Consider the following 14,518-nt stretch of genomic DNA (forward strand, 5'->3'; position numbering starts at 1 on the left):
TTTGTAAAATTTCAAAATAATTTAAAGGTTTTTAAGTTTTTCTGTCTAATTATATCTTTTGTGATATAATTATTTTCTGTGCAAAGAATCTTTATATCAACATCAAAAATACACTACTTATATTATAAGTAGTGTATTTTCATTTATATATGTATTTTTAAATTCTATCTATTATTTATACAAGCTATTTTACTAACTGTATCTTCGAATTCCTTCATAAGAGCAAACCCATTTTCTCTTAGAAACTTTTCAGCAATAAGCATAACTTTTAAATCTTTCTCTGTAATCTCTTCTTCGAACTCTTTATCTATTTTATTAGTCCTTATCCCCATATATCCTCACCTCTATTTTTAATTATACCAGAACATTAGTTCTTTAAAAATATAAAATTGAGCCATGAAGTTTTTTTATGCTAAAGCATAATCAGCTACATACAATATGAAATTTATTTGCTCTTGTTTAAGAATAATCTAGAAAATTATATATCAAAATTAGAATTTAAAAAAACATTTTCTTAGCAAAAAATGCAAGTATAAGACCTATAGCTATAAATACCATATCTGATTTCCAATCTTTCTTTAAGGTATCTACGAAACCTTTAATTATTTCCATTTTTACCACTCCTTTCAACATTCACATTTTCCATTATAGCCTATATATGTATAAAATAATAATATTTCACTAAATTTATTTAGTATTTTTTTATACATCAAAAAATAAAAATAGTTTAAAATGAAATTTTTTAACATTACATTGCAATAATCTAAATATAAAACTATTCCATAGAGGTATTTTTATGTTTGGAAATAATCAACTTCAAATACTATTAAAATCATTAGAAAATTCAATTAATCAGTTAGAAAACAATCTTGAAAATCACTTGGAATATTTATCTTTAGATGAGAAAAAAGAAATGCTTAAAGAACTTGAAGATTATAAAAATATGAAGATAAAAACTGAATGGATGATGGCTAATAAGGAAATTGAAAAGTTCTTAGATTAGAATATTTAAAAGGTAGCTTTAAAGCTACCTTTTTAATTAATCTTTAATTAAAGCTTATAATATATTTTTCAAAACCTATAAATTTAATTTCTCTAAAAAGTTTACATTTAGTAATTGCTGCTATTACCATTACAAAAGGACTATCTCTAACAGTTATAGTATCAACTGCTGTATTGTCTAATGTTTAGATTGCTGATACACTCGTATCAAATTCATTCGTAACATATGCTAAAGTTTGACCTGCCATTATACTTCTCCTTTCTAAAATAAATAAAAATATAACTCTAATTATTTATCCATTGAAAAAAAGAAAGATATACAATCTGCTATTAAAGATTATAAAAAAATAAAAACAAAATCAATTTTCTTATCACTAGTAAAATTTTAATAAAAAATGTATTCGGAGATTATTAATAAATATTTTACATTATTGACAAAATAATACATTATGCGGTATAATTTTCCTTAGATTTATTTTTTACATATAAAAAAGGAGGATAAATAAATGAAAAAATTTGTAAAATTTAAAGCAATTATTATTAGTTGTTTATTTTTAATTTTTAGTTGCACATCTGTATTTGCTGCTTCCCAAGACTCATCCTTAAAAACTTTTGCTTCTATTATATCTAGAGGAACACCTACAAATATTGCATTAAATGAAAATGGTGAACTTTTCTTCTGTGATGAAAATGGATGGAAAAAGTCGGATATTAACAACGTAAAAGAAGTATCAAGTTATGATGGATTATCTATATCTGGATGTAATTATGGAATGCTATTCTTTTTGAAAAATGATGGTTCATTATATTCTATATTAAGATATCGAAACGATAATAGTGGTTCAAGTGATATAAACCTTGAAAACTCTATAAAAATAGCAACTAATATTAAAAAAATAGAAAAAGCTCCATTATCAAATAACTATAATTGTGTATTAATCTTTGAGACGATGGATCAAGTTAGAAAAGAAGTTCGCTTCAACAGATACAACAAAACATTTGACTTAAAAGATATTGCATCTCAGTATTCTGCACCATATTCCACTAAAGCAAATGTTAAAAAATCAGTTGATCGTTTAAAATTGTTAGAAGATAATAGTGTAAGTATTTACAATCCAAAATTATATGGTGAGTATATTACTAATCTATCTAATGTAAAAGATATTTTCTATCTATATTATAAAGACCTTTATGTTATTTGGTTTAATAATGGACAAGTTGCTACTTGTACAACAGAAGACATTAATTTCAGCAAAATCCCTGTAAACATCAACTTAAACTATAGCTTAAACAATATAATAAAATTAGATGCTGGAGATGATCATGCAATAGCACTTGATTCTAACGGTAAACTATACTGTATAGGTGATACTAGTGCTGGACAATTAGGCAATAATGAAGGTACAATTGATGATGAATCAGAAATGAAAAGTGATGGATTTCTTAAAACTCGAGTAATAGGTACAGGAAATACACCTTATCATGAAACATTCAAACAAATAAATTGTAATAATGATAAACCTATAGTAAATGTTTATGCTTCTTCTTGTGGAAGCGTAGCTATTCAGGATGATGGGACATTAATTTTATGGGGATGGCAAATAGATGGTAAATATGGCCCTGGTATGTCACTAGTTCCAAGAAAAGAGTTATCTAATTTCAAGGTTTCAACTATAATTCCTACTTTTTAATAATTCAAAATATAAAATTTAATCATATTTATAACAAATGTATATATAGTGTAAGGTTATAAAAATAAGATAGTCCCAAGGGACTATCTTATTTTCTTTACAACTCTTTTTATTAAAGTTTGAACATATTCTGTTTTATAAGTTTCATTGTTTATCCAGTAATTAGGGCTATTAATAACCCCCTTTTCAACTAGCTTATCTATAGCAATCTCAAATTCACTTTTTGTTTTTTGTCTAGGATCTGCAGGATATAATCCTTGTCTTAATTGCTTAAGTGTGAATCCTCCATCCCACTGAAAATGCGGTCTATCTTTGATACTTTTGAAGTCTCCTCCCCATTCAAGTCCAATAGATTTACCTATAGCTCCCATCTTTTCATATAAATCAGCTCTTCCCCATTGTGCTTTACTTCCCATTATAGGTACACAATCAAAAGCCAATTTATAATTATGATATGAATATCCTCCCCTTGCATTTGTAACTACAGTACCCGACTTACTTCTTCCTTGAGCATAAAGTTTATTTTGTTCTTCTTTACTTCTGTATGTGCAGTATATTAATACTTCTATGCCATGGTTCTTACATTCAGCTATGAACTTCTCAGCCAAGTGCTTAACATACGGATGTAAATCATTTAAATTTCTACTCATTTTCAGCACCTACCTTTTCAGTATCTTTAAACCACTTACCTTCTTTTGGATTAGATATGACCCCCATTAAAACTAATGCTTTTAATCCATATTCAACTAAAGTTTGATAGTTTTCAGGTAGAATCAAATTTATATTGTATGTATGTAATGCCTTAACAACTTCTGGTACAAATAAAGATAATACAGCTACCCATAATCCATAGTTTCTTATTTTTTTATTATTCATAAATAAACCCTCCTATTATTTAAATATTCCTTGTTGAACTGCATAAAAAAAGAAGCCTACAAAGCTTCCACCTAATAATCCCATAAACCATTTAATTGTTTTTGTTAAATCTTCTATCTGTCTGCATAAATTTTGTATCTGCACTTTATATTCTCTACCATCCTCGCATAAATCATCTATCCTTTTAGAATGACCATCCAGTCTTTTTTCGTGCTCTTTTAATTTTTGCTCTATATGCTTATGTTTTTCTATGCAAATTTCATCTACATAAGTAGCACTGTTCATATATGCACCTACTCCCTATAGCTTTAAAGCTCTAACTAAAATTGTTGCTAATTCTGCTCTAGTGGGATAATCATCTGGTCTAAATGTTCCATCTTCATATCCATTCATTAACCCCGCATCAACAACCTTTTGTATATTTGTCATGGCCCAATGATTGTTAATATCCTTGAATTTAGTGTTTTCAAGTATGTTCTGACCTTCTTCCTGTTCTTGTAGATCTTCTTTTATAGGAGGTTTAATTTTATCAATATTAGGTTTTTCCTCCAACTTAAAAAGGCCCCAACCAGTCTCTTTATCCCAACTGTTAGAACCTAAATCTAAACTATTATCCTTTATGTACTGTTTAAAGTTGGTATTATCTATTCTATAAGCTTCTTTCAATAGAGCTACCATTCCAGATACAGCTTGAGTAGTACCGCTAGTATGAGTAATAGGTATTATACGGTTTGCATCTGCATGTACCGCTAAACCTGTATATGAAAGTATATCTAATTCTTTTCCATAGCTTACATATCCAGCTCTACCATTTAAAAACTCACTATAGGATCCTACAGCATACCAATATTTTGACTGTGCAGGATAAGCTATACTGTCCTCTTTTCCTTCGTTGTCAGATGAATCTATCATAATAGTATTTCTTTCATATAGCTTTTTAGATATTTCTTCTTCCTCTTTACACCAACTTGTTTTTCTAATAGAAGTACACACAATATCTATATCATGTTCTAATATCCATTTAAGTGCTTCTTCAAAATTCCATCCACCTTTAAATATATTAATGCTATATATTTTTGAATCTGGAGCAACTGCATTAATAAGCTCATCACCATCATGATAACTTCCTCCATCATCAGAAGTGTTTACATTAGTTAGCCATGGCTTTTTTTCTTTCATAACTCCACCATATCCAATTATAGCTACATTAACTTCTTTACCTGTTATACCTTCCTTATGCCAATTATAGATATTCAGTTTTTCAAATACTTCTTTATTATTTTTTAATAGATGTTCATTCATATTTTAAATACCTCCCTAAAATTGAAGAAGGGCATAAAAAAAGAACCCTTCTTTGTGGTCCTAACGTTGTTAAATCTACCTTTAGAAACTATTTAACTATTTCTTGATATTCCTCTTGTGTAATAAAACCCACATGTTTTAATTTCTGCATATCCTCATTTGTTTTTCCTCTCTGGAGCATACCTTTGCAGTATCTAATAATCCAATCTCTCATTATACCATCACCTCTTTTAATATTAATGTGTCGACCATATTTTGCAAGTCTTGTAATTGCTGTTTTAATGTAGCATTTTCAAGTAATAGATTGTCTATAATTAAGTCTTTATCCTTTTCTAGTTGTTTAGCTTCCAATTCCTGTTCTGTATCTATATATTCAACACAATTAGAACTTATATGTACTTTTTTCATATTATATCACCCCAAATATACAACCATATTCATTAACAGTAGCATGTGAACTAGTATCAACTCCTGTTATCTGTAGTTTAAATTTCACCCTAGTATGTGGTGTAGCAGATTCATAAGTATATTTTGCTTCTGTCCCACCATCTACAGCATATGGACTACCCTCTAATGTCATGATTTTGAAGCTATCTGATACCCCTATAGATATTGAAGGTGTAAGTGTAACATTATTATGTTTAGTATATTTTATATATAACACCACTTTAGATACTGGATTTATAAAATTTTGAACTTTAGTCTGATATGTTTTAGTTTCTATAGGTGAAGCGAATCTAGCTGTAAATTCTACATCATAGTTATCATTGTATTTGCTATTCCATGAGCCGCCTTCTTGCACTGTCATCCTTTCATTTGCAAGAGAGTCACTGCTAGTACAAGCCAACCAAACCCCACTAAATGAAGAAGGGTAGCTTCCAGTTCTTTCTACTACAAATGAATATCTACCTGGTGATAGAGTTAAGTTACTAAAGTTAAATGTTCTTTGTGGCATCATAGCGTATCCGCCATAAGTAGGTAATCCGCTTAAAGCAACTGTATTACTTGAACTAGCAATATATGATGAAGGATATCTAGTAGATGATGATGATGTATGGTATATTTTTATTCTAGCACTATCTGATGCTGTAGATCCACCAGGTAATGCTAGTCTTACTGTTATACTTTGCAAAGTCTTAGTTTCTGATATACTAAATGTTTGTGCTAATCTACTATCCTTTGAAGAACTATATCCAAATTGTTTAGCCATATTACCACCTACTGACATTGTGCTTACAGAGTTATTAAAATATAAAGCCTTTTTGCTTGTATTTAGCAATCCCTTTGTACTATGTAAGCTATCTATGACATTAGAATTAATGAATCCGTCATAAAAAAATCCTCTTTTAACTGGATATTTTCCATCATAATATTGTTGTAGATTTAATTGATAAACATTATAGTCTAACTCTTGAATATCAGTTTTAAATTGATTTACTTGCTCAGTTGTTTCGCTTCGAACACTGTTTATATCCTGCGTTAAATTATCCATCTGTGTTGTTACTGTATTTTGTAATGTTTCAATGTCTTTTTTGGTAGCTACAACAACAGAAGTATCTATTTGCAAATTAATTGGAGATGTATTTGATACTTCTAAAATTATTCTTATTTTTAACTCTTTGGAAGTACCTTGATCTACAGAAGGTTTATAAGTTTCAGGTAACTTTCCAACTGCTAGTAGTTTATCTGAATCATCAAATATTCCGACTTCTTTTATAGAAAACCCTCCAACATCAGAAGGGATAACAGATTCTAATATAATCCAATTTTCATTTGTTTCATCAGTTGTTATACTTCCTATTGATCCTCTCCAAACTTCATGTGCTAAGCTTTCTTGTTCCTCTATAGGCTCATTTAAAGCATCACCTAATGCTAAATACTTAAAATCTATTTTCTTACCTGTAGTAGTTGCATCAGCAATACTAGCTTTGCCTATTTTAGTTAATATTGTATAGTATTTTTCTACACTCACATTTACACCCCTTTCGGATATAAGGTTATTTCTTCTCCTGATATTGAAAGTACTCCTATATTTAAATTACTATCTTTTATTTTGAAATCTATGCCTAGAGTGTAACTTGTCCATGAGGGTTTTATCCTTTGTATTACTGAACAAACCTCTTTTATACTTATAGGAATAGTATTTTCTCCTGTAACCTTTAGAATTACATCAAATAAAAACTGTGAGAAGTGCTCTATTACTTCGCTGCTATCAGCATAAAGAGCTGTTATTGCTTCCATTTCATCTTTTCTTATTACATTTTCATCCGACATATATTGTATAAATTCTGAAATTACTCTAGCTCTTCTTATTTGAACATCATCTTGTATATTTGAAGGGAGTTTAAAAAAACTTTCCCAACGAGTAAGGTTTGTATTTGCCATGGCCAAAGGATTAACTTCTTTCTCAGTCATATCCAAGTCAGCTTGAATTTTATTTAATGTGTTCCCTACTGCATTAGTTTCAATGGAATTACCTTTATAAATCCCTTCTGGAAGTTGACTCTCAATTATTTGTTTATAATCATACTGAGACATTAAAGACACCTTCTTCTGCTATAGAACTATTGTCAAGGTGTATATTTTTAATAGGAGAAATAACTTCAACATCTACAACCTCATCAAGACTATATACTGAATCAGAAACACCCATTTTTCTTATCACACCATCAATACCAACCACTTTAAAATAAGTTCTTATAGCTTGTTTTATTCTCTCTAGTACAGTTATATTTTCAATTTCAGTTTCAAGCGTAAAGTTTTCTTTTAACTCTACATTTATTTCAATATTAACCTTTTGAGAATTAGGTTTAATTACTCCTAAGTCACAACATAAAGGTCTTTTAGCTAAAACGTGAGTTGATGTTTTTGCAACTAATTCATCACTAGGTATTCCACTAACAGTAGATATTAATATATCTGTTGTTCCAGGTCCTCTGTTATTTTCTAATGTCTTGGCGAATGTAACCCCATCAACTTCCCTTGCTCTTTTTGCAAAGGCATCATCAGTTCCATAGAATTTTTCTTTTTCAAATCTACTTCTATATGTTTCATCATCTTCTCTATTTGTACCATCTTTGAAATATTTATCATTTCTTACAAACTCTATTCCGGTAGGGGGATTATTGAGTACTATAAAGCTTCCTGGAGGAACATTAGTATATTCTCCAACTTCTATTGTTTCACTTAATATAGAAACTTCTAATTCTCCAGCTTTTAAAACTGTATCTTCTTTCGTAATACCTGTAATTAATTTCCCATAGATTTCTTCATCAGTAGAAAACATAGTACCTTTTTTAATAGTAAGATCCTTATCAGAAGCAGCCTTCCTACCCATTATTACATTACCAACTGAATTGGTGTCTTTTTTTCTCTCTCCTACATTTAGAGATTTACCCCACCTATCTAAGTATTTACCTGTAGCTGTCATTGGATTAGTTTGTTTTAAAATAAAGGCTTGATTGTAATAAAACCCTTCAATCTGATTTGCATATACTTTAGCTCTTATTGCTATATCTGATGCTGATGAAATACTATCTGTTTTTAATTCATTAGCAAACTCAACAAGCATCTCCTTGACTATTTGAGAGTGGTCTTTTTCTATTAAACTATTACTCAAGCTACCACCTCCAACTTATCTTCAATATCATTCCAATTAAAAAAGACAAGAATTAATATTTTTTTCTTGTCTATCCATTTAACTTCAACTTTCTTTATTTCTATATCACTTTCAGGTTTTAATGCTTCTCTAACATATAAATCAGCCATGGCAGCAACTCTAGAAGGTTTTTCTCTGTAAAGTAACTTTATTTTACTTCCTAGAGTCTCATCATAAATAAAACTACCCCTTTCTACTGTTAGCCTTATCATCATACTTTGCTTTTTAGCTTCTATTCCTTTAACTGTCTGTATATCACTATAACCCTTTTTAACTAAATCTCTGTTTTCTAACTTATAATCAATCAACTTAACCACCTTCTTTATATTCTTTCAGTTGTACCATCCTTGTTTATCTTGAAATGATTGTTAATTAGTACAGCACCATCATTACTAAGTTTAAGCATAGCTCCACCCAAACTAAATAAAAGAAGTTCTCCAGGATCTAATGCAATATCATTAACTGTTTTTATAGTACCTTCTATTTTGCTTTTAACTTCTTCATCTAGTAAAACTCCTAAACAAGCCGCATTTTCTCCACTATTCCAATTCTTAATAAGTTCTATATTTGTGTTAGCTGGTGGATTATATTTAATTCCAAAAGGAGAAATAAGAGGAACTTCTCTATATTCTCCAGCACCCTCTGCATTAACTTCATTTCCACTACTTGTTACAGTTGCTATTTCAGCTATATTTTTAGCATTTCTATTGTTATCTCTTTCTCTTGAACTTCTGAAACTATCCATTACAATCCCTCCCATAGAGGTCTAAGCCTTATTATTTTCACATTACCTTCATTGTTATTTTTCTTATGTCTAATTCCTACAATAAAAAAAGTTTCGTTTGTATCTGTAACGGAATCTTTCACCCAAGCTGTTTTATTAGTTTGTATATCATACTTCCCATTTATAGTTATCTCTATCTCAAGAGTACCTCTTTTTCTTTCTTCAACATTTCTTTTAGCTACAGATTGGCCATGGCTTAACTTCTTAGCTTCTCCATTTTCTAAAATCATTCTTCTTTTTATTCCCCAAGAAGATAATACCTTATCTAAGTATTTACTTGTGAAAGACTTCTTCTTACCTTGTCCTCTTATCCATACTTCACTTTTAACATCTGCGCCTCTTTTTCTTTTAGAGAATCTTTTTACTCTAATAGCATTTTTTATACTCATATCATTAGTAAATGTATAAATAGCATCTTCTTTATAGTTAAGTACATCAGCAATTATTGTACTGTCTTGAGTACACCAGAGCCACATACCACACTTTTTAGCTTGTTGAGATACTACATCCCACTCACTCATACCTACATCTACAACAACTTTATCTAGAGTCTTATCAAATTTAGAGTTTACTTTGAAATTATTAAAACCATAAGGCTGTGCAATCTTTTTTAAAAGCGTACTAAACTTTATCTTCTTATACGTTTGAGGAACTGCATCATTTTCAAGCAATAATAAACTCTTGTCTCTTCCATCAATTTCAATTCTATTTGAATTTTCATCCCATGACTCATCTACATCATCAGAAATTCCATCAAGAATAACTTTATCATTCTCTTTTATAGTGAATATATCATTAAAAGTAAATATCCCTGTATTCATGCCTTTTCCATCAGCTCCTACAGGGTTTTCTATAACGATATTGAAGTGATCTGCTGGAATATCTAAGCTTGTTTCTATATCAAACTCACTCATCCGCTTTATTTTATAATTCTTTTTATGTTTTAAACTTTCAACTTCTACATACATATGTATCACCTAAATTATAAGTTTTTGTCCAGCTTGTATTAAATTAGGATTTTTCAAACTGTTTTTGTCAGCTATATCTCTCCATGGCTTATTGTACTTTTTAGCAATCAAGCTTAAACATTCCCCTTTTTTAACTGTATGAGTCTTGGTTTCTACTTTAGATTCCTTTTTTGCATACTTATCAATAGGTTCCCCCTCAGTATTTGTATCATTTAGAATAAACATTCCTTTATCAAACTCTTCAACCACATTATCTGGAATATGTTCTATAAAAGAAAAGCTATACTTAACATAATTAGGTGTAGGCTCTTGCTCCACTTCTAATTTATTAAATATAGCTTGTTGAATCTGCCATATAGGATGAATTAATGTTCCTGGACCTGTGTTATAAAATGCAGTTGCTAACTTTTTAAACTCATCATATGCTCCTTTTCCTATGAATTCACCTGTTCCAGATACTTCTCTAGGTTTCATACCCATATCATCTACTTCATTGATATTTGTATAAGGATAATGATGTACAGCTGTATTCTTTTCAAAATTAATTTTATAGGTAGCTGGATTCACTTGCCATATATAGTTTTTATACTTTAAAGGGCTTAATTTATCCATTTTACCACCACCTTTTTGTATTTTCATTGCAATTTTTGATAAAACAAATTATAAACTTAATATAGTAGGTGTTTGTGTGATATTAATTTTTATCTAGTAGTACCAGAATATCTTCTAGAATTTCTTTCTACTTGTTTTCCTATATTCTCATAAGTAATTTCAGTTCTTTTTGGTGCAAGCTTAGAACCATCTATATAAATATTTGCATTTAATGTAGGTTTAGGAACATTTATTGTATTGGTTGTGTTAAGAGAAGTATTAAGCAGAAGATCCTTCTTAAACATGTTAGAAATATCTTCTTTTATCTTTTGAGAACTAATGTCCCTTTTAATAATAGTATCTTTTTTATTATAGTAGTTCGGCTTATAAGATTTAACCGTTTGTGGCTTGGGATGTATAGATAAATAAGCAGATATTGAATCAGCTAATTCCTTACCTCTCATATTTTCTCTTGCTGCTGTTTTACTATCTATAATAGGATTCTTACCTTCTGGATTAATTTTTTTCTCCAAAGCTGACATAACTAAGGTAAAGGCTCCAGCTGCAATCAAAGGCCCAGCCGCACTTAAAGCTGTTGTTATTGCAGTTCCTCCTATTCCTACTTCTGCTAGACTTATAGCCCCCTCTTTCATAGCTTCCGTTATAATGGTTCCTGTTGCTTTACCTGTTGTTCCTTCTAGAAGAAGTTGACCTACTTTAGGAGTATTTAACATCATTTGTTTTATCGCAGTTTCTCCAAGCTTTAACCCTGCCATTCCAGTAAGAACAGGTGTTAAACTTCCTCCTGGTGAAGGCATTACATTAGAAGGTTTAGGATTGAAATTATTTCCTTTACTATTAACTGAATTTCCATATACATTAACTATATTTGCATTGATATTCATGGTTTTTATTGTACTGGCCAGGCTTTCTCCTGTTTTTTCTCCTTTTTTATTGCCAAAGTTAGTGTTAAACCAAGCTATGGCATCGATAACCTTCTTAAAAGCATATCCTCCTACAATTCCTTTACCAACTAACTTGGCATTCTCTCTGTAAGTTACTGCATTTTCATCATCTCCAACATAATTCAGTAAAAAACTTCCTATACTATCAAAGAACTTAGCTAGTGGAGGATTTATTTTTTCAAGTTGTTCCACACCCTCTTTTAAACCATCTCTAAACTTTTCAACTGGTGTTAAATCTATATCTTTAATTTGAGTTTCAAGCAGTGCAATAGATTTCTTAATCATAGCCTTATTAGTAGGATCATCTTCAAATTCAAGTTTATCTTCCAAATTCATTTTTTGAACTGTAAACTTTTGCTTTTTAATAGTAGGTTCCATTAATGCATTTAACAAAGGGCTTAAGGCATAGATACTTTCCATACCATAGATTTTAAAGTTATTCCACAAAAGCTTAAGTTGTGTACCCATACTTTCAAGTCTATCTCCATAAGCATCCATAACAGCCCCATCCGAGTTATTCATTTCTCCGAGTATTCTATCAAATTCTTTTAAATCACCTAAAAGCGGTTGCAATGCCCTTACTGCTTCATCAGAACCAAGAATATTTTTAAGGAATCCTGCTCTTTGTTCTTTAGTCATTCCACGTTTTTCAAATTGTTCATTTAAATCTTTAAATATACCTGTTAATTTTCTAGTATGTCCTGCGGTGTCTTGTATATCTACACCGAATTCTTTAAAGCCTTTTATAGCTTTAGCATCTGTAAACTTATTAAACAACTGTACAAGAGAAGTTGCAGCAACATTAGCTGGAATAGAGTTTTTAGTAATACCAGCTATGGATCCATATAACTCCTCAATAGAAACACCTGCATTATCTGCTGATTTAAGTACACCTGTTTCAAGGGATGATGCTAATTGTTCATATTCAACGATACCATTCTTTACTGTACTAAATTGAACATCTAGTATATGATCTAAATCTTTTATTTCTTTTCCAAATGCATTCATAGTTCCCATGGCAGCTTTAGTAACTACAGGAATATCTGTATCACCACCAACTGATGCTATACCAAATTTTCTAGTTGTCATAGATGCATATTTTGGATCAGCTCCTGATGAAATAGAATCATAAAATCCTTGAGTAATTGTTGTATAGTCTGCAGGAATAAGCTTATTTATATTTATTGCATCTCTAAACATTTTATCCTGGCTTTGTTTTGTTTGCTGATATAATGTATTAGTTTTACTTATTCCGTCATTTAGCTGTGAAAAATCCCTTAATGTCGTAGCAGTATATAAAGCAGCTGCCCCTGATGCACCTTGAAAACTTCTCTTTGCTATTCTATCCAAACCATTTAATCTATTAGAAAATTTATATATAGAACTATCTGCCTTTCTTAAACTTGTAGACATTTCTCTTAAGCTTTTAGAAGCACTTTTTTCTACATTTTCAAAGTCTCTCTTAACTTCTAATAAAGGTCCTTTGGCTTTGTTTTTAGCATCTACTATAAAACTTACTTCTTTATCTTTAGCCATATATTCACCTACTCTCCATCTTCAGCCATGGCTTTAAATTTACTTTCATCAAAAGAACTATTTTTTACAAATGCTCTTTCAGATTCCATAACTTCACCGCAACGAGTGCAAGTATCTTTCTTTATATCCTCTTTACATTTGCTACACATACCCTCTATTTTTTCATCTTGGTCTATCATTAAATTCATATAGATCCAAGTTATTTGTCCTGAGGTAAGTTTCTTAAAGTCAGCATTTGATGGAAGTATCTTAAAATGGTTTGCAATTCTCCATCTAAGTCGCTCAGTAGTATCTGATCTAAGTTTTTTTTTATTTCTTCAAGTTCTTCCTCTGTCATTTCTTCTATATCTTCACTAGTTCCATTTTGAACCTCTAAGTATTTATAATGGAGTTCATATATTTCTGTAGTGGTAAGATTCTCATTTATCTCATCAAATTCACTTATTTCTTCGTCTAAGTTCTCAGGATTTCTCATAGCTTTTTCTAATACATATGTATTAAAAATAATATCTGCTGTATCTGCATCCACGGTATGTTTAGTTATATATGCCATGGCTTTCTCTCTACATGTGACAATAGTTTTATTATTAAGCTGCACTAGAGCCACCTTTATATTAGTTCCTGGAATATAAGTTATTATATGCTTACAAATTCCATTTCTTAGATTAGCAAGAATACCCATAAAAACCTCCTAATTAAAAGAGATAGTCATAAGACTATCCCTATTTTTTAACTCTATTAAATTTAGCTGCAGTAAACCTCATATTTTCAGTTACCTTATCTTTAAGTTTTCCATCCTCTGAAACCTCGCTCCAGTTACACATGCTGTATGTTTCAGTTCTATCGGGCTTTTCTATTACAAAGTCAAAATCCTCTAATTCATCAAGATATATTCCATCTGCTATAGCTTCATCTGTAGCATAGGCTCTTGATATGTCTAATTCATAAGTAGTCTTTGATCCATACGTTGCAACTGCTTCTTTTTCTCCAAATGCATCTTGAGTTTTTGTATCCTTCTTTTTACTATTCTTATAACTTTCAACAATTGCTACCTTTTTAGATACTCCATTATGGATTATACGGAAATATATATCATCTGATGTTGGTATACCAGCAAATAGCTGTAAATTTATTTTCAATTAAAT

Annotated in this window: 20 protein-coding genes; 2 read left to right on the forward strand and 18 right to left on the reverse strand. The window is 30.1% G+C overall.

The annotated features are described in order from the left end of the window. Nucleotides 1-164: 164 nt before the first annotated feature. Complete coding sequence (locus P4S50_RS19865; protein ID WP_277734841.1) at nt 165-332, reverse strand: hypothetical protein; 168 nt, start codon at nt 330-332, stop codon at nt 165-167. Between the two features lie 464 nt (nt 333-796). On the opposite strand from P4S50_RS19865, the gene P4S50_RS19870 reads away from it, so the two are divergent. Together P4S50_RS19870 and P4S50_RS19875 are read left to right on the forward strand one after the other, a co-directional pair. Then, nucleotides 797-1,003, forward strand: coding sequence for a hypothetical protein (locus tag P4S50_RS19870; RefSeq protein ID WP_277734842.1), 207 nt, complete (start codon nt 797-799; stop codon nt 1,001-1,003). A 505-nt stretch (nt 1,004-1,508) separates the two neighbouring features. Then, nucleotides 1,509-2,693, forward strand: a complete 1,185-nt coding sequence (locus P4S50_RS19875) for an RCC1 domain-containing protein (protein ID WP_277734843.1) — start codon at nt 1,509-1,511, stop codon at nt 2,691-2,693. Nucleotides 2,694-2,776: 83 nt separating this feature from the next. On the opposite strand, the gene P4S50_RS19880 is transcribed toward P4S50_RS19875, so the two are convergent. The 17 genes from P4S50_RS19880 to P4S50_RS19960 form a co-directional block, all read right to left on the reverse strand. Further along, on the reverse strand, nt 2,777-3,343 hold the full coding sequence (locus tag P4S50_RS19880) for a M15 family metallopeptidase (protein ID WP_277734844.1): 567 nt from the start codon (nt 3,341-3,343) through the stop codon (nt 2,777-2,779). Further along, nucleotides 3,336-3,569 carry a holin gene (locus P4S50_RS19885; protein WP_277734845.1) on the reverse strand — a complete coding sequence of 78 codons (234 nt, stop codon included), beginning with the start codon at nt 3,567-3,569 and terminating at the stop codon, nt 3,336-3,338. The genes P4S50_RS19880 and P4S50_RS19885 overlap by 8 nt, the downstream gene beginning before the upstream one ends. 15 nt (nt 3,570-3,584) lie before the next feature. Further along, a complete protein-coding gene (locus tag P4S50_RS19890; RefSeq protein ID WP_277734846.1) occupies nt 3,585-3,854 on the reverse strand; it encodes a hemolysin XhlA family protein in 270 nt (89 codons plus the stop codon). A gap of 15 nt (nt 3,855-3,869) precedes the next feature. Next, the gene (locus P4S50_RS19895) at nt 3,870-4,871 is read right to left on the reverse strand and encodes a S8 family serine peptidase (RefSeq protein WP_277734847.1); all 1,002 of its coding nucleotides are present in this window, start codon (nt 4,869-4,871) and stop codon (nt 3,870-3,872) included. Nucleotides 4,872-4,959: 88 nt separating this feature from the next. After that, entirely contained in the window at nt 4,960-5,085 is a 126-nt protein-coding gene (locus tag P4S50_RS19900; protein WP_277734848.1) for a hypothetical protein, read from the reverse strand. Beyond that, entirely contained in the window at nt 5,085-5,279 is a 195-nt protein-coding gene (locus P4S50_RS19905) for a hypothetical protein (RefSeq protein ID WP_277734849.1), read from the reverse strand. The genes P4S50_RS19900 and P4S50_RS19905 overlap by 1 nt, the downstream gene beginning before the upstream one ends. Nucleotide 5,280: 1 nt before the next feature. Then, entirely contained in the window at nt 5,281-6,843 is a 1,563-nt protein-coding gene (locus P4S50_RS19910; protein WP_277734850.1) for a phage tail protein, read from the reverse strand. A 2-nt stretch (nt 6,844-6,845) separates the two neighbouring features. Further along, on the reverse strand, nt 6,846-7,409 hold the full coding sequence (locus P4S50_RS19915) for a putative phage tail protein (protein WP_277734851.1): 564 nt from the start codon (nt 7,407-7,409) through the stop codon (nt 6,846-6,848). After that, entirely contained in the window at nt 7,396-8,490 is a 1,095-nt protein-coding gene (locus tag P4S50_RS19920) for a baseplate J/gp47 family protein (protein ID WP_277734852.1), read from the reverse strand. Before P4S50_RS19920 ends, P4S50_RS19915 begins: the two co-directional genes overlap by 14 nt. Beyond that, complete coding sequence (locus tag P4S50_RS19925) at nt 8,487-8,837, reverse strand: GPW/gp25 family protein (RefSeq protein WP_277734853.1); 351 nt, start codon at nt 8,835-8,837, stop codon at nt 8,487-8,489. The genes P4S50_RS19920 and P4S50_RS19925 overlap by 4 nt, the downstream gene beginning before the upstream one ends. A gap of 14 nt (nt 8,838-8,851) precedes the next feature. Beyond that, nucleotides 8,852-9,274, reverse strand: a complete 423-nt coding sequence (locus P4S50_RS19930) for a hypothetical protein (protein ID WP_277734854.1) — start codon at nt 9,272-9,274, stop codon at nt 8,852-8,854. Beyond that, nucleotides 9,274-10,281, reverse strand: a complete 1,008-nt coding sequence (locus P4S50_RS19935; protein WP_277734855.1) for a hypothetical protein — start codon at nt 10,279-10,281, stop codon at nt 9,274-9,276. The genes P4S50_RS19930 and P4S50_RS19935 overlap by 1 nt, the downstream gene beginning before the upstream one ends. A gap of 9 nt (nt 10,282-10,290) precedes the next feature. Next, a complete protein-coding gene (locus P4S50_RS19940) occupies nt 10,291-10,893 on the reverse strand; it encodes a DNA circularization N-terminal domain-containing protein (protein WP_277734857.1) in 603 nt (200 codons plus the stop codon). An 89-nt stretch (nt 10,894-10,982) separates the two neighbouring features. Further along, a complete protein-coding gene (locus P4S50_RS19945) occupies nt 10,983-13,373 on the reverse strand; it encodes a phage tail tape measure protein (RefSeq protein ID WP_277734859.1) in 2,391 nt (796 codons plus the stop codon). Between the two features lie 8 nt (nt 13,374-13,381). Beyond that, nucleotides 13,382-13,561 carry a hypothetical protein gene (locus tag P4S50_RS19950; RefSeq protein ID WP_277734860.1) on the reverse strand — a complete coding sequence of 60 codons (180 nt, stop codon included), beginning with the start codon at nt 13,559-13,561 and terminating at the stop codon, nt 13,382-13,384. Nucleotides 13,562-13,572: 11 nt separating this feature from the next. Then, nucleotides 13,573-14,055, reverse strand: a complete 483-nt coding sequence (locus P4S50_RS19955) for a hypothetical protein (RefSeq protein WP_277734861.1) — start codon at nt 14,053-14,055, stop codon at nt 13,573-13,575. Between the two features lie 40 nt (nt 14,056-14,095). Next, nucleotides 14,096-14,512 (reverse strand): hypothetical protein, encoded by a 417-nt coding sequence (locus P4S50_RS19960; RefSeq protein WP_277734862.1) that lies wholly within the window; start codon nt 14,510-14,512, stop codon nt 14,096-14,098. Nucleotides 14,513-14,518 lie beyond the last annotated feature (6 nt).

This window comes from Tepidibacter hydrothermalis, from assembly GCF_029542625.1.
GTDB lineage: Bacteria > Bacillota > Clostridia > Peptostreptococcales > Peptostreptococcaceae > Tepidibacter_A > Tepidibacter_A hydrothermalis.